At 58.9% G+C, this 19,881-nt stretch carries 15 protein-coding genes; 2 read left to right on the plus strand and 13 right to left on the minus strand.

Annotated elements, in window-relative coordinates:
* Nucleotides 1-53: 53 nt before the first annotated feature.
* The 4 genes from nrdD to treR all read right to left on the minus strand — a co-directional run bounded on the left by nrdD (nt 54) and on the right by treR (nt 6,757).
* Nucleotides 54-2,192 (minus strand): anaerobic ribonucleoside-triphosphate reductase, encoded by a 2,139-nt coding sequence (gene nrdD / locus LDK53_RS09055; RefSeq protein ID WP_025759092.1) that lies wholly within the window; start codon nt 2,190-2,192, stop codon nt 54-56.
* Between the two features lie 376 nt (nt 2,193-2,568).
* Nucleotides 2,569-4,212, minus strand: coding sequence for an alpha,alpha-phosphotrehalase (gene treC / locus LDK53_RS09060; RefSeq protein ID WP_225285582.1), 1,644 nt, complete (start codon nt 4,210-4,212; stop codon nt 2,569-2,571).
* Nucleotides 4,213-4,263: 51 nt separating this feature from the next.
* Nucleotides 4,264-5,682: a PTS trehalose transporter subunit IIBC gene (gene treB, locus LDK53_RS09065; protein WP_095449670.1), complete on the minus strand. Its 1,419-nt coding sequence runs from the start codon at nt 5,680-5,682 to the stop codon at nt 4,264-4,266.
* 127 nt (nt 5,683-5,809) lie between these two features.
* Complete coding sequence (gene treR / locus LDK53_RS09070) at nt 5,810-6,757, minus strand: trehalose operon repressor TreR (protein WP_225285592.1); 948 nt, start codon at nt 6,755-6,757, stop codon at nt 5,810-5,812.
* Between the two features lie 391 nt (nt 6,758-7,148).
* On the opposite strand from treR, the gene mgtA reads away from it, so the two are divergent.
* Entirely contained in the window at nt 7,149-9,857 is a 2,709-nt protein-coding gene (gene mgtA / locus LDK53_RS09075; RefSeq protein WP_225285603.1) for a magnesium-translocating P-type ATPase, read from the plus strand.
* Nucleotides 9,858-10,056: 199 nt separating this feature from the next.
* Nucleotides 10,057-12,441 (plus strand): beta-N-acetylhexosaminidase, encoded by a 2,385-nt coding sequence (locus tag LDK53_RS09080; RefSeq protein WP_225285613.1) that lies wholly within the window; start codon nt 10,057-10,059, stop codon nt 12,439-12,441.
* Between the two features lie 52 nt (nt 12,442-12,493).
* Here the strand turns inward: LDK53_RS09080 and ridA are convergent, their stop codons facing one another.
* The 9 genes from ridA to arcA form a co-directional block, all read right to left on the minus strand.
* Nucleotides 12,494-12,880 carry a 2-iminobutanoate/2-iminopropanoate deaminase gene (gene ridA / locus LDK53_RS09085; RefSeq protein WP_008501391.1) on the minus strand — a complete coding sequence of 129 codons (387 nt, stop codon included), beginning with the start codon at nt 12,878-12,880 and terminating at the stop codon, nt 12,494-12,496.
* A 73-nt stretch (nt 12,881-12,953) separates the two neighbouring features.
* Nucleotides 12,954-13,415 (minus strand): aspartate carbamoyltransferase regulatory subunit, encoded by a 462-nt coding sequence (gene pyrI / locus LDK53_RS09090; RefSeq protein WP_025759901.1) that lies wholly within the window; start codon nt 13,413-13,415, stop codon nt 12,954-12,956.
* 12 nt (nt 13,416-13,427) lie between these two features.
* Entirely contained in the window at nt 13,428-14,360 is a 933-nt protein-coding gene (pyrB, locus tag LDK53_RS09095) for an aspartate carbamoyltransferase (RefSeq protein WP_025759900.1), read from the minus strand.
* A gap of 34 nt (nt 14,361-14,394) precedes the next feature.
* Nucleotides 14,395-14,499: a pyrBI operon leader peptide gene (locus LDK53_RS09100; protein ID WP_022646880.1), complete on the minus strand. Its 105-nt coding sequence runs from the start codon at nt 14,497-14,499 to the stop codon at nt 14,395-14,397.
* A gap of 100 nt (nt 14,500-14,599) precedes the next feature.
* Entirely contained in the window at nt 14,600-15,079 is a 480-nt protein-coding gene (locus tag LDK53_RS09105) for an arginine repressor (protein WP_225285623.1), read from the minus strand.
* Nucleotides 15,080-15,154: 75 nt separating this feature from the next.
* Complete coding sequence (locus tag LDK53_RS09110) at nt 15,155-16,558, minus strand: YfcC family protein (protein ID WP_025759898.1); 1,404 nt, start codon at nt 16,556-16,558, stop codon at nt 15,155-15,157.
* A gap of 47 nt (nt 16,559-16,605) precedes the next feature.
* Complete coding sequence (gene argF, locus LDK53_RS09115) at nt 16,606-17,610, minus strand: ornithine carbamoyltransferase (RefSeq protein WP_095449569.1); 1,005 nt, start codon at nt 17,608-17,610, stop codon at nt 16,606-16,608.
* A 26-nt stretch (nt 17,611-17,636) separates the two neighbouring features.
* A complete protein-coding gene (gene arcC, locus LDK53_RS09120) occupies nt 17,637-18,548 on the minus strand; it encodes a carbamate kinase (protein ID WP_225285649.1) in 912 nt (303 codons plus the stop codon).
* A 9-nt stretch (nt 18,549-18,557) separates the two neighbouring features.
* Nucleotides 18,558-19,778: an arginine deiminase gene (gene arcA / locus LDK53_RS09125; RefSeq protein WP_050871229.1), complete on the minus strand. Its 1,221-nt coding sequence runs from the start codon at nt 19,776-19,778 to the stop codon at nt 18,558-18,560.
* Nucleotides 19,779-19,881 lie beyond the last annotated feature (103 nt).

Genomic DNA, 19,881 nt, shown 5'->3' on the forward strand with positions numbered 1-19,881 from the left:
TGGTCCGTAGGCCCGGTAAGCGCAGCGCCACCGGGCATTAACGTGGCAGCGAATTAACCGATCTGCCCATTCCCCAGATGCTTCACGCGGCGCTTCACCTCTTCCTGCTTACCGGCGTTAAACGGACGCGCGTCCGGGCTGCCGAGGTAGCCGCACACGCGGCGGGTCACGGAGACGCGAGCCGCATCGTGATTACCACATTTCGGGCAGGTAAAGCCTTTGCTCGTACATTCAAACTCACCGGTAAAACCGCACTCGTAGCACTCGTCTATCGGCGTGTTGGTCCCGTAATACGGCACGTGCTGGTAGCTATAATCCCACACGTCTTCCAGCGCCTTCAGGTTGTGCTGAATGTTCGGATACTCGCCGTAGCAAATGAAGCCGCCGCTGGCGATAGGCGGATACGCCGCTTCGAAGTCGATCTTGTCGTACGGGTTCACCTTTTTCTCCACGTCGAGGTGGAAGCTGTTGGTGTAGTACCCTTTGTCGGTCACGCCTTCGACAATGCCAAACTCGGCGGTGTCCAGACGGCAGAAGCGGTCGCACAGGTTTTCGCTTGGCGTGCTGTAGAGGCTGAAGCCGTAGCCGGTCTCCTCTTTCCACTGGTCCACCGCGTCGCGCAGACGCTGAACGATAGCGATGCCTTTCTCACGCAGCGCGGCGCTGTCGTACATATGCGTATCGCCAAACAGCGCGTTGATGGTCTCGTGGATACCGATATAGCCCAGCGAAATTGACGCGCGACCGTTTTTGAAGATCTCAGACACGTCATCGTCCGCTTTCAGACGCACGCCGCAGGCCCCTTCCATATAGAGAATAGGGGCGACACGGGCTTTGACCCCTTCGAGACGCGCAATGCGGGTCATCAGCGCTTTACGCGCCAGCTGCAGACGCTCGTCCAGCAGCGTCCAGAAGGCGTCTTCGTTACCTTTCGCTTCCAGCGCGATGCGCGGCAGGTTCAGACTGATAACGCCCAGGTTGTTGCGCCCGTCGTGGATCTGCTCACCGTTTTCGTCTTCGTACACGCCGAGGAAGCTGCGGCAGCCCATCGGCGTTTTAAATGAACCGGTGACCTTCACCACCTGGTCGTAGTTCAGAATGTCCGGGTACATACGCTTGCTCGCGCACTCCAGCGCCAGCTGTTTGATGTCGTAGTTCGGATCGCCAGATTTGTGGTTCAGGCCGTCGCGGATGGCGAACACCAGTTTCGGGAACACGGCGGTTTTGCGGTTTTTACCGAGCCCGGAGATACGGTTGCGCAGGATGGACTGCTGGATAAGACGCGATTCCCAACTGGTGCCCAGACCAAAACCGAAGGTCACAAACGGCGTCTGGCCGTTGGCGGTATGCAGGGTATTCACTTCATACTCGAGAGACTGGAACGCGTCATAGCACTCTTTCTCGGTACGGGAGTGCGCGTAGCCGTCGGCGTCCGGGATTTGCCACTCTTCGGCCGTTTTACGGTGTTTATTGAAGCTTGCCGTCACGAACGGGGCCAGCACCTCGTCGATACGGTTAATGGTGGTCCCACCGTAAATATGGCTCGCGACCTGCGCGATGATCTGGGCGGTAACAGCCGTCGCTGTGGAGATCGACTTCGGCGGCTCAATCTCGGCATTACCCATTTTAAAACCGTGGGTCAGCATGCCTTTCAGGTCGATCAGCATGCAGTTGAACATCGGGAAGAAGGGCGAGTAGTCGAGATCGTGGTAGTGGATCTCACCGCGCTCGTGCGCCGACACCACGTCGCGTGGCAGCAGATGCTGACGGGCATAGTGTTTCGCCACGATACCGGCCAGCAGATCGCGCTGGGTAGGGATAACCTTGCTGTCTTTGTTGGCGTTTTCATTGAGCAGGGCGGAGTTGGTCTGCTCCACCAGGCCACGGATCTCCTGGTTCAGGCGGCCGCGCTTCTCACGTTGTACGTCACGATCGTGGCGGTACTCAATGTAAGCACGCGCCAGCTGTTTGTAGGGCCCCGCCATCAGCTGGTTCTCAACCGCGGTCTGGATCTCGTTAATATCGACCTGGCTGCGTTCATTCATCTGGCGGCTAACGACGTCTGCGACGGTGGCGCAGTAATCTGCGTCATCGACTCCCGCTGCTTTAGCTGCACGCAGAATGGCTTCCTGAATGCGCTCTGATTTAAACGGCACTTTACAGCCATCACGTTTCATCACATGCGGTGTCATGATCACTCCATTTTTTAAAAACAGGTTATCCACAGAGGCGGAGAAGTATTCACCGGACAGATCCTGAGACCGGCCAGTCACTTCCCTCGTTTCTGACCCTTGTTATCCACAATTCCGGAGAGCGGAGTCGCCGTCTTGTTGTTGGAATAGTAGACGATTAATACAAGATGTTGGGTCGGCGTGCATTTTAAGTGCTACATATAGTGATTTGCATCAAACATGTTTGCGATTTATTTGATTCAGAACAAAGTAAAAAGACGAGAGTACAAACGGCGGGCGCTGTAGCGATTGTAAATGCGGAAAGGAAAAATCTGATTAATTATTCAACAAAAACAGTAAAGTACACCGGGCGCAACGAATGCGCCCGGTGAAGGTATTACGCCTGTAGCCACCAGACGGCCTCAAACGGACGCAGCGTCGTTTTCTGCGGCGACGGGTAGTTGCTTATCACCGTTTGCCACGCGCCGCTCAGGAGGTCAGTCGTCCATTCATGAGGTTTATCGCTCAGGTTCGCCACTACCATCAGCGTCTGCCCCTGCCACTGGCGGCGATAGCACCACAGGGATGGGTGCTCCGGCAGCAGATCCTCATAATCCCCCCACGTCAGCACCGGCAGGGTTTTACGCAGGCTGATGAGAGACTGGTAGGTGTAAAACACCGAGTCCGGGTCATCCAGCGCCGCGCGGACGTTGACGGTTTCGTAGTTATCGCAGACGCCAATCCACGGCTCGCCCTCGCTGAACCCCGCGTTGTGCGAGGCATCCCACTGCATCGGCGTGCGGCCGTTGTCGCGGGACTTGCTCGCCAGGATCGCCAGTAATTCGTCCGGATCGCGACCGTTGGCCCGCAGTTCGGCGAACATATTCAGACTTTCCACGTCGCGATAATCGGTGATGCGGCTGAAATGCGGGTTGGTCATACCGAGCTCTTCGCCCTGGTAGATATACGGGGTGCCCTGCATGCCGTGCAGCACCATGCCGAGCATCTTCGCGGCGTGAACGCGGTATTCTCCTTCGTCACCGAAGCGCGACACAATGCGCGGCTGGTCGTGGTTACACCAGAACAGCGCGTTCCAGGCTTTGTTGTGCATCCCCTGCTGCCAGTGACGGAAGAGGGTTTTCAGCGCGACGAAGTCCGGCTTCGCCTTCGTCCATTTTTCGCCGCCGGGATAATCGACCTTGAGGTGGTGGAAGTTAAAGGTCATCGACAGCTCGCGGCCGTCGAGCGACGCGTATTGCTGGCAGTTCTCCAGCGAGGTCGAGGACATCTCGCCCACCGTCATCAAATTACGCGGGGTAAAGACGTCGCGGCTCATCTCCTGCAGATACTCGTGGATGCGCGGCCCGTCAGTGTAGAAACGGCGGCCGTCACCGGTTTCGTCATTCGGGAAATCCTGATCTTTCGAAATCAGGTTAATGACGTCGAGACGCAGGCCATCCACGCCGCGATCGGCCCAGAACTCGCACACTTTTTTCAGCTCGGCGCGCACGTCCGGGTTCTCCCAGTTGAGATCTGCCTGCTCAGGGGCGAACAGGTGCAGATAATACTGCTCGCTCTCGGCGTGCCAGCGCCAGGCGTTGCCGCCGAACTTGGAGCGCCAGTTGTTAGGAAGATGCTCCGGCGTGCCGTCGCGCCAGATGTAAAACTGGCGGTACGGACTGGCTTTGTTCAGCGATTCCCGGAACCAGGCGTGCTGCGTGGAGGTGTGGTTAAACACCATATCCAGCACGATGCGAATGCCGCGCGCGTGCGCACCGGCAACCAGCGCATCAAAATCATCCAGCGTGCCGTAGGCCGGGTCGATGGCGGTGTAGTTTGCCACGTCGTAGCCGTTATCCACCTGCGGGGAGATATAGAACGGCGTCAGCCATATGGCATCGATGCCGAGGGTTTTCAGGTAGTCCAGCCGCTGCGTCACGCCGCGTAAATCACCGGTGCCGCTGCCGGTGGTGTCCTGAAAACTCTTTGGGTAGATCTGATAGATGACACCGTTCTGCCACCAGTGAGGAAGGGTATTCATAATGCGTTCCTGCAAATGCGAAGGGGCGCAACTGCGCCCCGAAAGATAATGTTAAACAATCTGCAGCGCGCCCTGACGGAACTTACGCTGATAAACCACGGTGGTGAGCGCCATGGGGACGATGATCGCAATGGCCATCGCCAGGGCAAACACCTGCCAGAAAGCGGGCTGGATAGAGAGGATACCCGGCAGACCCCCGACGCCGATCCCGTTCGCCATCACGCCGTTCAGACCACACACCAGGCCTGCCAGACCGGAACCGATCATCGCGCAGAGCATCGGGAAGCGGTATTTCAGGTTGATGCCGTACATAGCCGGTTCGGTGACGCCGAGGTAAGCGGAGATGGCGGCCGGAACGGAGATCTCACGCTCGTTATGCTTACGGCTGACAAGGATAATGCCCGTGACCGCCGATGCCTGTGCGATGTTAGACAGGGCGATAATCGGCCAGACCGGCGTTCCGCCAAGGCTCTGGATCATCTGCATATCAATGGCCAGCGTGGTCTGATGTACGCCGGTGATCACCAGCGGGGCGTACAGGAAGCCAAACAGCGCGGCCCCAATCGGCGCAAAGCTGCCGGTCATCAGATGACGGACCGCGAAGGCCACGCCGTCGCCAATCATGCGACCAAACGGACCGATAAAGGCGTGCGCCAGGAACACGGCCAGAATCAGCGAGCAGACCGGCACCACCACCAGATAGAGATAATCCGGTACGATGCGCTTCAGACGCGTTTCAATAAAGCCCAGCGCCAGACCAGCCAGCAGGGCCGGAATGACCTGTGCCTGATAGCCCACTTTGGCGATGGTAAACAGGCCAAAGTTCCACACCTCCGGGACCTGCTGACCAAGTAAGTAAGCGTTCATTAACTGCGGAGAGACCAGCGTGACGCCCAGCACGATACCCAGAATCGGGGTACCGCCCATCTTGCGCACCGCGGACCAGCAAATCCCCACCGGCAGATAGAAGAAGATCGCTTCGCCAATCAGCCACAGGAAGTCGTATACGGTTTTCAGCGCCGGATAGATCTGCGCCAGGGTTTTACCGTCGCTCATCGGCACATCACCGATGACGTTGCGGAAGCCTAAAATCAAGCCTCCGCTGATCAGCGCCGGCAGCAGCGGGAAGAAGATCTCCGCGAAGTGGGAGATCAGTTGCTCGTGCCATTTCATATTCTGACGCGCGGCCTTCTTCGCCTGCTCTTTATCGGCGGAGGAGTGCCCCGTCGTCGCCAGCAGAGCCTGATAGTAATCGCCCACTTCGGTACCAATCACCACCTGGAACTGTCCGGCGTTGGTAAAGCAGCCTTTCACCATCGAGAGCTCTTCAATGGCTTTCGGGTTGGCTTTAGCCGGATCGTTCAGCACGAAGCGCAGGCGGGTAATGCAATGGCTGACGGTGGCGATGTTTTCGCGGCCGCCGACCAGGACGATCAACTGATCAATATCTGCTTGTTTGACTTTACTCATCATGAAACCTCATGACAGATGGGAGGGGTGTAATGACCTGAGCGCAAGCCTACTCCTTCAGCGTGACGGCGAAAATGGGAACGTTCCCGAAATCGGGCGAAGATCACAATAAACCGATTTATGGGGGTTATGAAAGGTGGGCGGGAATAACAATCTTACGCGGCTCAGCGCGTCCGTTGATCTGCTCGATCAACTGCGCGGCAGCCTGCCTGCCGGACTCGGCGTAGCCCGGATCGACGGTGATAATTTCCGGGTGTAAAAACTTCATCAGCGGTGTGCTGCCCACGCTCGCTACCTGCAGGTTATCGATGCGTTGTTCCTGTAAATACTTGCTCGCACCCAGCGCCAGGGTATCCGTGGCGCATACCAGCGCGGTGGTTTGCGGCGTCAGGACGCTGGCGACCTGCTCGTAGCCCTGCTTCATGCCGAGCCCCGGCAGGGAGGCCACGGCGGAGAGATTGTGTTTTTTGCAAAAGGCCAGGTAGGCTTCATGACGACGCTTGCCGGTGGTGACGTCCGCATGGGGAACGCCGAGGTAGCTGATGTGGCGATGGCCCTTGTCATACAGGCGCTGCATCAGGGTAATAATCGCCCCTTCGTCGTCATAGCAGACAGACGCAAAACCGTGGGCATCGCGCGCCAGCAGCACCAGCGACGGCTGCCAGGGTTTCAGCATCTCCTCTTTGATGCCGGTAAAGCCAAACAGCACCACGCCGTCAATGTTGCGCCGCTGAAGCATACCCAGGTGCTCTTCAACCAGCTGCACAGAGAACTGGCTCTCCATCATGATCGGGTCATAACCCTGCTCATAGAAGGCGGGCAGCATGGTCTGCACGGCGAGATTTTCAGAGAGCGAATCCAGACGCGAGACAATGATCGCCACCACTTTGTCACTCTGTCCGCGCATGGCGCGCGCGGAGCGGGAAGGGGAAAAGCCGTGCTGGTTCATGACCGCCTCAACGCGTTCGCGGGTGCGTTCGCTGACCCCACTTTCGTTGTTCAGCACGCGCGACACGGTGGATTTTCCCACGCCGCTTAAACGCGCGATGTCTTTAATCGTAAGGCGGTTCTGCATGCTGTATTCCCTGTAACAACGATAACGGTGTCAAATGAGCCTAATGCTATAGCGCCAATTCGCTATGGGCAAAGTCTGGTTTACGTTCGGTTTATTTGAGGGGGGGTATAATACCGCCCGAAGCGTCGCTTAGGGTACGGTTAAATCCTTATACTGCGCGGCGTACCCCTTATTTTTACTTACCGGAGGCTTTATGGATCCCGATCCCACACCTCTCCTGAACGGGAGAAGACGTTCTTTCCGGTAAGCCAGCCTGATGCTGACTCACCGGTGATGTGAGGCAGCAGCGTCATACACGTTCCTGCTTGAAAAATTGAGTGCCGCTCAGGTACGGCATTGCCACGCCTGAAGGAAAAGCTGCGTCCGCGCTTGCGGATGCGGAGGAATGACTATGTTTAAAAATATTACCCGGCAGCTGCAGGCCCTGCTGAGCCGCCACCTGCCACACCGTCTTGTTCAGCGCGACCCGCTGCCCACGGCCAAAAACATGGCGGGCACCGCGATCCCCGCGTCCCTGACCGAACGCTGCCTGAACGTGGCGGCTATGGATGAAAACGAAGTCTGGCGCGCGTTTGGTGGTCATCCGGAAGGGCTGAACGCGGCAGAAGTGGAAAAAATCCGCGCCGTGCACGGTGATAATCAGATCCCGGCGCAAAAGCCGTCTCCGTGGTGGGTGCATCTGTGGCTCTGCTACCGCAACCCGTTTAATTTACTGCTGACGGTACTTGGCGCGATCTCTTACGCCACTGAAGATCTGTTTGCCGCAGGCGTGATCGCCCTGATGGTGGGGATCTCCACGCTGCTGAACTTTATTCAGGAAGCCCGCTCCACCAAAGCGGCGGATGCCCTGAAAGCGATGGTCAGCAATACCGCAACCGTCTCGCGCGTGATCAACGATCTCGGTGAAAACGCCTGGGTTGAACTGCCTATTGACCAACTGGTGCCGGGCGATCTGGTGAAGCTGGCCGCGGGGGATATGATCCCGGCGGATTTACGTATCATTCAGGCACGGGATCTGTTCGTGGCGCAGGCCTCCCTGACCGGGGAGTCCCTGCCCGTTGAAAAAGTGGCGCGCAGCCGCGACCCGCTGCAGATGAACCCGCTTGAGTGCGACACCCTGTGCTTTATGGGCACCACGGTGGTCAGCGGTACGGCGCAGGCGATCGTCACCGCCACCGGAGGCAACACCTGGTTTGGTCAGCTTGCCGGGCGCGTCAGCGAGCAGGAGAGCGAACCGAATGCTTTCCAGAAAGGAATTGGCCGCGTCAGCATGCTGCTGATCCGCTTTATGATGGTGATGACGCCGATCGTGCTGCTGATCAACGGCTACACCAAAGGCGACTGGTGGGAAGCGGCGCTGTTTGCGCTCTCTGTGGCCGTCGGCTTAACCCCGGAAATGCTGCCGATGATCGTCACCTCCACGCTGGCGCGCGGGGCGGTGAAGCTCTCTAAACAGAAAGTGATCGTCAAACACCTCGACGCCATTCAGAACTTTGGCGCGATGGACATTCTCTGCACCGATAAAACCGGCACCCTGACGCAGGACAAAATCGTGCTGGAGAACCACACCGATATTTCCGGCAAAACCAGCGAGCGCGTGCTGCACAGCGCCTGGCTGAACAGCCACTACCAGACCGGGCTGAAAAACCTGCTCGACGTGGCGGTGCTGGAAGGGGTGGACGAGGAGGCTGCCCGCACGCTCTCCGGGCGCTGGCAGAAGGTGGATGAGATCCCGTTCGATTTCGAGCGCCGCCGGATGTCGGTGGTGGTGAGCGAGCAGGCAGATGTCCATCAGCTGATCTGCAAAGGGGCGCTGCAGGAGATCCTGAACGTGTCGACGCAGGTGCGCTATAACGGCGACATCGTGCCGCTGGATGACACCATGCTGCGCCGCATCAGGCGCGTCACCGATAACCTGAACCGACAGGGGCTGCGGGTGGTGGCGGTGGCGAGCAAATTCTTGCCCGCGCGCGAGGGGGACTATCAGCGAATCGACGAATCCGATCTGATCCTCGAGGGTTACATCGCCTTCCTCGATCCGCCGAAAGAGACCACCGCCCCGGCGCTAAAAGCGCTGAAGGCGAGCGGTATCACCGTGAAAATCCTCACCGGCGACAGCGAGCTGGTGGCGGCGAAAGTGTGCCATGAAGTGGGGCTGGACGCGGGTGACGTGGTGGTGGGGAGCGACATTGAACCGCTCTCCGATGACGAGCTGGCTCAGCTTGCCCGACGCACCACGCTGTTTGCCCGTCTGACGCCGATGCACAAAGAGCGCATTGTTACCCTGCTACGTCGCGAAGGGCACGTGGTGGGCTTTATGGGTGACGGCATCAACGACGCGCCCGCGCTGCGTGCGGCGGATATTGGTATCTCCGTTGACGGGGCGGTGGATATCGCCCGCGAAGCGGCGGATATCATCCTGCTGGAAAAGAGCCTGATGGTGCTGGAAGAGGGCGTCATTGAAGGCCGTCGCACCTTCGCCAACATGCTCAAGTACATCAAGATGACCGCCAGCTCTAACTTCGGTAACGTCTTCAGCGTGCTGGTGGCGAGCGCCTTTCTGCCGTTTCTGCCGATGCTGCCGCTGCATCTGTTGATCCAGAACCTGATGTACGATGTCTCTCAGGTGGCGATCCCGTTTGATAACGTCGACGACGAGCAGATCCAGAAACCGCAGCGCTGGAACCCGGCGGATCTGGGTCGCTTTATGCTGTTCTTTGGCCCCATCAGCTCCATCTTCGACATCCTGACCTTCTGCCTGATGTGGTTTGTGTTCCACGCCAACACCCCGGAACACCAGACCCTGTTCCAGTCCGGCTGGTTCGTGGTGGGACTGCTGTCGCAGACGCTGATTGTGCATATGATCCGCACCCGCCGCATTCCGTTCCTCCAGAGCCATGCCGCGTGGCCGCTGATTGTGATGACGGGGATTGTGATGGCGCTGGGTATCGCACTGCCGTTCTCACCGCTGGCAGGTTACCTGCAGCTGCAGGCGTTGCCGCTGAGTTATTTCCCGTGGCTGGTGGCGATCCTCGCCGGTTATATGGTGCTGACGCAGATGGTGAAAGGGTTCTATGCGCGTCGGTATGGGTGGCAGTAACGGCAAGCCCGGTGGCGCTGCGCTTACCGGGCCTACGATCAGAACGTAGGCCCGGTAAGGCGAAGCCGCCACCCGGCACTAGCTTTCCTCCCAAATTCAACAACCTGTGATCTCCGTCGGCGCATTCGCTTGACGACAAATTGAGCGCATGTTAACAGAATGTTTTGCCTTTATTTGGCCCGTCAGATAAGGAACATTCATGTTACGGTACAGCCTCTTAACCGCCGGGCTGCTGCTCGGCGCGTCGGCGTTTGCCGCCCCGGCAGGCGATCTCCCGTTGATGCCCTGGCCTGCGAAGGTCGAACGCCCAACCACCCAGGGCGCACTGGTGCTGAGCAACAACGTTTCCGTAAGCGTCAGCGGGGACGATCTCGGTGATGCGGTGAACCGTCTGCGTCAGCGTATCGCCCTGCAAACCGGCTGGACGCTGCAGCCGCAGGCTGATAAGCCGGAAAAACCGACCATTCGCATTGCCATTGCCAAAAAAGTGAAGCCGCAGCCGCTGCCGGACAGCGACGAAAGCTATAAGCTCACGGTGGATGCCAACGGGGTGGATATCTCCGCCAACACCCGCTTCGGCGCGCTGCGCGCCATGGAAACCCTGCTCCAGCTGATACAAAACGGCGCGGAAAACACCTCCCTGCCGTGGGTGTCGATTGAGGATTCCCCGCGCTTCCCGTGGCGCGGGCTGCTGCTGGACTCGGCGCGCCACTTTATCCCGCTGCCGGATATCAAGCGCCAGATTGACGGCATGGCCGCGGCCAAGCTAAACGTGCTGCACTGGCATCTCACCGACGATCAGGGCTGGCGCTTCAGCTCGACGCGCTATCCCAAACTGACCCGGCTTGCCAGCGATGGCCTGTACTACACTCCGGAACAGATGCGCGAGGTCGTGCGTTACGCTACCGAGCGCGGCATCCGCGTGGTGCCGGAAATCGACATGCCGGGCCACGCCTCGGCCATCGCCGTGGCCTACCCGGAGCTGATGAGCGCGCCGGGGCCGTATCAGATGGAGCGCCACTGGGGCGTGCTCAAACCGGTGCTGGACCCGACCAAAGAGGCGACTTATACCTTTGCTGAGGCGATGGTCAGCGAACTGGCGGCGATCTTCCCCGATCTGTATCTGCATATCGGCGGTGACGAGGTGGACGACAGCCAGTGGAAAGCGAACCCGGCCATTCAGCAGTTTATGCGCGATAAGAAGCTTGCTGACAGCCACGCGTTGCAGGCTTACTTCAACCGCAGGCTGGAAACGATCCTTGAAAAGCATCACCGGCAGATGGTCGGCTGGGACGAGATCTACCATCCCGATCTGCCGAAAAGCATTCTGATCCAGTCCTGGCAGGGGCAGGACGCGCTGGGGCAGGTGGCGCAGAACGGCTATAAAGGGATCCTCTCCACGGGGTTCTATCTCGATCAGCCGCAGTCCACCGCCTACCACTACCGCAACGAGATCGTCCCGCAGGGCTTAAACGGCGTGGATGTCATAGCAGATACCGACAGCGTCCAGAGCTGGGCCTTCTCTATGCCGCGCCTGAAGGGGAAGCCGGTGGAAGGAAGCTTCACGCTGGTGAAAGGGGAATCAGGCTGGCGCGGGTTTATTGATTTTGCCGGCAAATCCCGCCGCGCGGTGCAGGACATTGCCTGGCGCGATGACAACCAGGTGACCTTTACCGTCGACACCTGGATGGGGGAAACGCGTCCGGTGGTATCGGTGGATAACGATAAGCTCACCGGCTACTTCCTGGTGGGGAACGTCCGCTATCCGATTAGCGGCACGCGTCTGGACGAGGTCCCTGAAGGGGCGCCGCCGGTGGTGCCGGACGCCGCGCATCAGGTTAACCTACTCGGCGGTGAAGCCGCGCTGTGGGCAGAAAACGTGGTGGCGCCGGTGCTCGATATCCGCCTGTGGCCGCGTACGTTTGCGGTCGCGGAGCGCCTGTGGTCCGCGCAGGACGTCAACGACGTCGACAACATGTACACCCGCCTGCAGGCGATGGACAGCTGGTCGACGGTGTCGGTCGGGCTACAACAGCACACCCAGCAGCAGGTGCAGTTCACGCGCCTCGCCGGTAATGCCGACACCCTGCCGCTGCAAATCCTCGCCCAGGCCGTTGAGCCGGCGCAGTACTACACCCGGCAGCACCTGAAGTTCCAGGCCGGAAACTACCATCAGTTTGAACCCCTCAACCGCTTCGCGGATGCGCTGAACGCCGAAAGCGCTACCGTGCGGCAGATGAACAAATGGGTCGATCGTCTGGTGAGCGACGCGGAAGATGCGGAAAGCGCCGAGGCGCTGCGTCATGTGTTCAACCGCTGGCAGAGCAACACCAGCGACGCGCTGGCATTAAGTGAAAACAGCTATCAGCTGAAGGCGATCAAACCGGTGATTCAGGAGGTCGACAAGCTTGCGTCGATTGGCCTGCGGCTCACCGACCTGGTGGCGCGGCAGGGCACGCTGGACGATAAAGAAATAGCCTCGATTCAGGGCGAGCTGGATAACGCGGCGAAGGTGCAGGACGAGGTGGTGATTGCGGCGGTCTATCCGCTGGAGACGCTGCTTCGCGCCACGCGGAATCAGTAGCGGGCCATAAAAAAAGGCAGCCTGGGCTGCCTTTTTTCATCGCCAAAGCGAATTAGCGACGTACCGCAATCGCTTCGATTTCAATCTTCACGTCTTTTGGCAGACGGGCCACTTCCACGCAGGAGCGCGCCGGGAAGGTGGCGTTGTGCTCGGTGAAGAAGGCTTCGTAAGTGGCGTTAACGGTCGCGAAATCGTTCAGATCTTTCACGAAAACGGTGGTTTTCACAATATCGCCCACTTTCAGGCCTGCAGATTCCACGATAGCCTGCACGTTTTCCAGCGACTGACGCGCCTGTGCCGCTACGTCTTCCGGCACCGCGCCGGTTTTCGGGTTCACCGGGATCTGACCTGAAGTGATGATCATGCTGCCCAGATCAACGCCCTGAACGTAGGGGCCGATAGCCGCGGGTGCATTTTCCGTCGCGAGTACTTTGCTCATGTTTTCTCCAGAATGACAGCGTTAAGAATGTTCCCGGCCATTATAACAGCCGGGATTTCATTACCAACCTCAATTAGTTGGCCAGCACCACATAATGAGAAAACTCTTTTTCGCAGTATTTGCATTTGAGCGCGATGTCATCGGCGCGTTTTTTCACTGCAAAGCTGGAGGACACCGGCTCAGCGTGGCTGATGCAGTTGCTGTTCGGGCAGACCAGCACGCTCTCAATGCGTTCCGGCAGGCTCGGACGGGATTTGCCGACCACTTCATACTCGTCGATGCGGTTGACGGTGGCCTCCGGCGCGTACAGCGACAGCTGGTTGACCTGTTCGTCGGTCAGGAAGGTGTTCTCAATCTTGATCAGATCTTTGCGTCCCATCTCGCCCGACGGCAGGTTCAGGCCGATGGTGATGCGCTGGTCGGTTTCGGTCAGTTTGAACAGCGTCAGCAGCTTAAAGCCCACCTGCGCAGGGATGTGGTCAATCACGGTGCCACGCTTGATGGCTTCAACCTGGAGTTTGTTATCGTGTGTCATGGTCGTCTCCCCTTACAGAGCTAATTCGCGATTCAGAACCAGTGCCAGTAACGCCTGGCGGGCGAAGATGCCGTTCCCGGCCTGCTGGAAGTACCAGGCATGCGGCGTTTTATCCACATCTGTGGTGATCTCGTCGATGCGCGGCAGCGGGTGCAGGACCTTCATGTTGTCGCGCGCCCCCTCAAGGTCGCTGGCGCGCAGCACAAACTGCGCCTTCACGTTGGCATATTCGGACGGGTCCAGACGCTCTTTCTGCACGCGGGTCATGTACAGAATATCCACGTGGCTCATCACCTCTTCGATGCTCGCATGCAGGCTCCACTGAATGCCTTTTTCGTCCAGCATGTCGAGGATGTACTGCGGCATGGCCAGCGCGTCCGGGGCGATGAAGAAGAAGCGGTTACCGTTAAATTTCGCCAGCGCCTGGGTCAGGGAGTGGACGGTACGACCATATTTCAGGTCGCCGACCATGGCGATGTTCAGGTTCTCAAGCGTGCCCTGAGTTTCCTGAATGGTGAACAGATCCAGCAGGGTCTGCGTCGGGTGCTGGTTGGCGCCGTCGCCGGCGTTCAGCACCGGAATGCCGCCGGAAAACTCGGTTGCCAGGCGCGCCGCGCCCTCCTGCGGGTGTCGCATCACGATCGCGTCCACATAGGTGCTGATCACTGAAATGGTATCCGCCAGAGTTTCGCCTTTCTTACCCAGCGACGTGTTGCTGCTGTCCGAGAAGCCCACCACGCTCGCGCCCAGGCGGTGCATCGAGGTTTCAAAGGAGAGGCGGGTGCGGGTGGAGGCTTCAAAGAAGCAGCTCGCAATCACCTTGTGCTTCAGCAGCTCCGGTTGCGGATTAGCCTTCAGTTTTGCCGCGGTTTCCAGAACCAGTTCCAGCTCTTCGCGGCTGAGGTCGTTTATGGAAATGATGTGTTTTTGATAAAGCGGATTCATGTTTATCTCCTGACGCCGGGCAAAAAAAAGCCCCTCAAATGAGGGGCTCTGGGAATAGATTGAGCAACGGGAAGAAAAACGGCAGGCCAGCGTCTGATTTCAGACGCGGTAAGACGTTGTGTCGTACACGCTTGACCATGCTTCCTCCTGGCAAATTGTCGGGCATTATACGCAGCTCGCTTTGCGGATCAAGCGATTTAATGCACGCTTTACTCAATGCAAACGGTTCTTTGTGAATATTAATTCGTTCTGAGTAAATAATTAATTTGCTTATGCACCAGCGCGGTGCGCTTCACCACCCGGGGGGCGACCCAGACGATACTGCTGCCGGCCACCACGCCTAAAATCTCCGGAAGCTGGTGATAATCCAGAATGCGCGCCACCGCGCAGCCATATCCGGCCACGGTGTGCACAAGGATAAATTCGCTATTATGCTCGACGCTCACCACCATTTCCGAAACGGTGCGTGCGGCGTCGGGAGCAGGGCGCAGTTGAGGATTCAACGAATAAATCTTTAGCCCTTTAGCATTTCGAATTTTTATGACTCCGAGCAACTTCAGCAGACGCGAAACGGTCGACTGGCTGATGCTGTCAAACCCTCTCTCCTGCAGGTCGCGGCGGATCTCTTCCTGGGAGATATAGCTCTTTTCTGCAATCAGGCGCTGACAGACCGTCAACTGGAGTTGTTCTTTTGGAGAGTAATCACCATATTCCGTCATAACTATTTCCCATGTAAGTGGCTGAAACAAAACGCCCGGTGGCGCTACGCTTACCGGGCCTACAACGTCAACACATCACAACACCGCCCCCAGGCTTAACGCCACCATAATCACCACCGTCAGGATCGCCAGCAGCGGCGCCACCCATTTCAGGTAACGCACGTAAGGCACCCGGGCGATAGCCAGACCGCCCATCACCACGGCTGAGGTTGGCGTGACGAGGTTTACGATGCCGGAGGCAGACTGGTAAGCCGTCACCACCAGGTCGCGGTTGACGTTAGCGAAATCGGCCAGCGGTGCCATGATCGGCATCGTCAGAACGGCCAGGCCGGATGAAGAAGGCACAAGAAATGACAGCACGACCTCCAGCCAGTACATCACGTTGATAAACGCCACCGTGGATAACCCGCTGACCAGCCCTTCCGCGCTGTGCAAAATGGTGTGGGTAATCATGCCCTTATCCATGATGACTACGATACCGCGCGCAATGCCGATAATCAGCGCGACGCCCAGCAAATCTCGTGCGCCGTTGATAAACGTCGAGGTTAGCTCCTCTTCGCTCATGCGGGCGATAAGCCCCACGATGATGGCGCTGGCGAGAAATACCGCCGAGATCTCCGCCATCCACCAGCCCAGCACCGCCACGCCGTAAATCATCACCGCGAAGGCGAGGGCAAAAATCACGAGGATGATTTTGCGCACCGGGGTAAATTCCAGCGACTGCTCCCCTTTGTTGCCGAGGAAATGGGCGCGGTTCTCCTCCTGCTTGTCGGCGACGATCGACAGCGACGGGTCCTGACGCACCTTACGGGCGTAACGCATCACCCACGCCACGCAGATGACCCAGCCAATCACCAGCAGCGCGATGCGCAACATGATGCCGTTGGTGAAGGGGATCCCGGCGGCGTTGGCGGCGATCACCGTCGCGAACGGGTTAATGGTGGAGCCGAGCGTGCCGATCCCCGCGCCGAGCAGCACGGTAGAGGCGGCGACAACCGGGTCGAACCGGGCGGCCAGCATTACCGGCACCAGCAGGGTGTAGAAGGGCAGCGACTCCTCGGCCATGCCGTAAATCGTGCCGCCTGCGGCAAACAGCGCCATCAGGATCGGGATCATCCACTCTTCGCGTCCGCGCAGCCGGGTGGTGACGCGCTCGATCCCGGCGTCAATCGCCCCGGTTTTGGTGACGATCCCGAGAAATCCCCCGATGATCAGAATAAACAGCGCCACGTCGATCGCCCCGGCCTGGCCGGAAACCGGATCGTACAGCCCGGCGATGGGCGCCATCAGGACGGAAACGAGGCCCTGCGGATGGGCCGCCACGTGCGCATAGGTACCGGCAACCGGCACTTCTTTGCCTAATGCCTCGTTCATTGCCATCTGGTACTGACCGGCCGGGATGATCCAGCTCAGCGCGGCGACGACGGCAATCAGAAAGAAGAGAATGGTGTAAGCGGAGGGAAACTTGAACTTGCCCATGATGTTCTCCTTAAACCCGGCGCACCCCGCGGCGCGCCGGGCGGTGATTAGTCGCCGAGTGTCGCCACCATGACCGCTTTAATGGTGTGCATGCGGTTCTCAGCTTCGTCGAAGACGATGGAGTTTGGTGATTCAAAGACCTCTTCCGTCACCTCCAGCCCCTTCAGGCCGTAGGCCATCTCGATTTCACGGCCCACTTTGGTGTGCTCGTTGTGGAACGCCGGCAGGCAGTGCATAAACTTGACGTTCGGGTTGCCGGTGGCTTTCATGACGTGCGCGTTGATTTGATACGGCTTCATCAGGCTGACGCGCTCGGCCCAGGCCTCCTTCGGCTCGCCCATAGAGACCCACACGTCGGTGTAGAGGAAATCCGCTCCCTTCACGCCCTCTTCCACGTCGTCGGTAAGGGTGATGCGCGCCCCCGTCTCTTTAGCGATGGCGCGGCACTGCTCAACCAGACCCGCTTCCGGCCAGAAGGATTTCGGCGCGACGAGGCGGATATCCATCCCCATTTTGGCCGCGCCGACCATCAGCGAGTTGCCCATGTTGTTTCGCGCGTCGCCGAGATAGGCAAAACTCAACTCCGGCAGGGTTTTACCCGGCGAGTGCTCCAGCATGGTCATCAGGTCAGCGAGGATTTGCGTTGGGTGGAATTCGTCGGTCAGGCCGTTCCACACCGGCACGCCCGCGTACTCGCCCAGCTCCTCGACGATGGCCTGCCCATAGCCGCGGTATTCGATGCCGTCATACATGCGGCCTAATACGCGGGCGGTGTCTTTCATCGACTCTTTATGGCCGATCTGCGAGCCGCTTGGGCCGAGGTAGGTGACCTGCGCGCCCTGGTCGAACGCGCCCACTTCAAAGGCGCAGCGGGTGCGGGTGGAGGTTTTTTCAAAGATCAGGGCGATGTTTTTCCCGACCAGGGTTTGCTTCTCGCGCCCGGCTTTTTTGGCGGCCTTCAGCTCAATGGCGAGGTCGATCAGGTACTGGATCTCTGCCGGGGTGTAGTCCAGCAGTTTGAGGAAGTTGCGGTTTTTCAGGTTGATGGTCATGGGTTAATCCCTTTTAAAATGTGTGTTCAGTTACGAATCAACGTGCCTTTCTCGCCCGCCAGGATCTCCGCGCCGTCGGCCAGCGCGCCAATTCCGGCAATCCCGTTGCAGGCTTCAACGAACTCGCGACAGGCGGCCACCTTTGGCCCCATCGATCCGGCGTCGAACTGCATGCCTCTGAGCAGTTCCGGCGTCACCTGCGCCAGCGGGCGTTGGGTCGGTTTGCCCCAGTCGAGGTACACCGCGTCGGCATCGGTGAGGATCAGCAGGGCATCGGCCTCGATCTGGCGCGCCAGCAGGGCGGCGGAGAGGTCTTTGTCGATCACTGCCTCAATCCCGCGATAGCCGTTGGCGTTTTCCACCACCGGCACGCCGCCGCCGCCGTTGCAGATCACCAGGTGGTCGCGCTGGATAAGCGCCGAGATGGCGTCGCGCTCAACGATGCGCTTCGGCTGTGGAGAGGGCACCACGCGGCGGAAATAGCCGCCGTCGGCCCTGAACACCCAGCCTTTCTCCGCGGCCAGCGTTTTTGCCTGCGCTTCGCTGTAGACCGGGCCGATGTACTTGGTCGGGTTGCTGAAGGCCGGGTCGGCGGCGTCCACCTCCACCTGAGTGAGCAGGACGCTCACCTCGCGCTGGGGCAGGCTGTTTTTCAGCGCCTGCTGGAGCATGTAGCCGATCATCCCCTGGCTTTCCGCGCCGAGAACGTCCAGCGGATAAGGGGCGACCTTGTCGTAGGCGCTGTTCTGCAGCGCCAGCAGCCCGACCTGCGGCCCGTTGCCGTGCACCAGCACCACGCGCCACTGTGCCGTCAGCCCGGCGATGGTACGGGTGGCAAGCTCAATGTTCTGGCGCTGGATGTCGGCCTCTAACGGTTCGCCGCGCCTGAGCAGGGCGTTGCCGCCCAGGGCCACAACCAGAGTGGGTTTTCGTTCCATGATGGCTCCTTAAATTCCGTCGCGTTCCAGCGGGCAGCTCATGCAGCGCGCGCCGCCGCGCCCGCGTCCCAGCTCGTCGCCCGGGATGGGCAGCACGGTGATACCGGCCTTGTCGTACTTCTCGTTGGTCCAGACGTTGCGCTCGTAGCCGATCACCACGCCCGGGCGAATGGTCAGTACGTTATTGGCGTCGTTCCACTGCTCGCGTTCGGCCTCAAAGGCGTCGCCGCCGGTGGTGATCAGACGCACCTGGTTAATGCCGAGGGCTTTTTCAATGGCGTGCAGCAGGTCGGTTTCCTGGGTGCGCAGCAGGCCGCCGCGGCCGTCTGGGGTGAGCGTCCAGCACTGGGCGTCTTTGCGCACCACTTCCGGGTAGACGGAGAAGGTGTCGACATCGATGTGGGTCATCACGGTGTCGAGGTGCATGCAGGAGCGGTGTTTTGGCAGCTCAACGGCGATCACGCGCTCGGCCTGGCGGTGTTTGAACAGGCTGTTGGCGAGGAACTCTACCCCCTGCGGGGTGGTGCGTTCGGACATGCCGATCAACACCGCGCCGCGGCCAATCACTAATACGTCACCGCCTTCTAAAGTGGCATGGTCGTAATTAATATTTTCATCACCGAAATACTTAATAAATTCACCGTCGGCGAATGCCGGGTGCCAGCGATATATTGCCCGCAGGTTATTGGTTTCGCGCTGACGAGCCGGTTTGGCCATCGGGTTAATGGACACGCCGTTATAAATCCAGCACGAAGTATCACGAGTAAATAAATGGTTTGGCAGCGGCTTCATAATAAAATCATTCGCCGTGTGGGTATCGACGACCATATTTTTAATGGCCGCCGGAATTTCACCGTAGGTTAATCCGCCGCTTAATCTGCGCGCCAGTTCGCGGTGCGGCATATCCGCCAGCCAGCCGCGGACGTCGCCGGCAAAGGTGGGGCCGAGGCGATAGTCGGAGATTTGCGTCTCCAGCAACCAGGCTTTCGCCTCTGCGATATCAAGGGTTTGCGTGAGAAGGTCGGTCAACAGCAGGACTTCCACACCCTGCTCGCGCAGCGTGTTTGCGAAAATGTCATGCTCTTCACCCGCCCGTTCAACCGAGAGCACGTCATCGAAAAGCAGCTCCTGACAATTCGACGGCGTTAACCGTTTCAGACTTAAATTTGGGCGGTGCAGCATAACGCTACGCAATTGACCAATTTCAGAACCGACATAATGCTTTTCCATAATTATTCCTTTAACTGTTTTTCAGAATAAAAAGGGCATGCGCCATATTTGCTTAATTGCATGGCGGCTAAGCTCAATTGATTTCGTGGTCAATAGTAGGCGC

Source organism: Enterobacter sp. K16B (assembly GCF_020216105.1).
In the GTDB taxonomy this organism is placed as follows: Bacteria; Pseudomonadota; Gammaproteobacteria; order Enterobacterales; family Enterobacteriaceae; genus Enterobacter; species Enterobacter sichuanensis.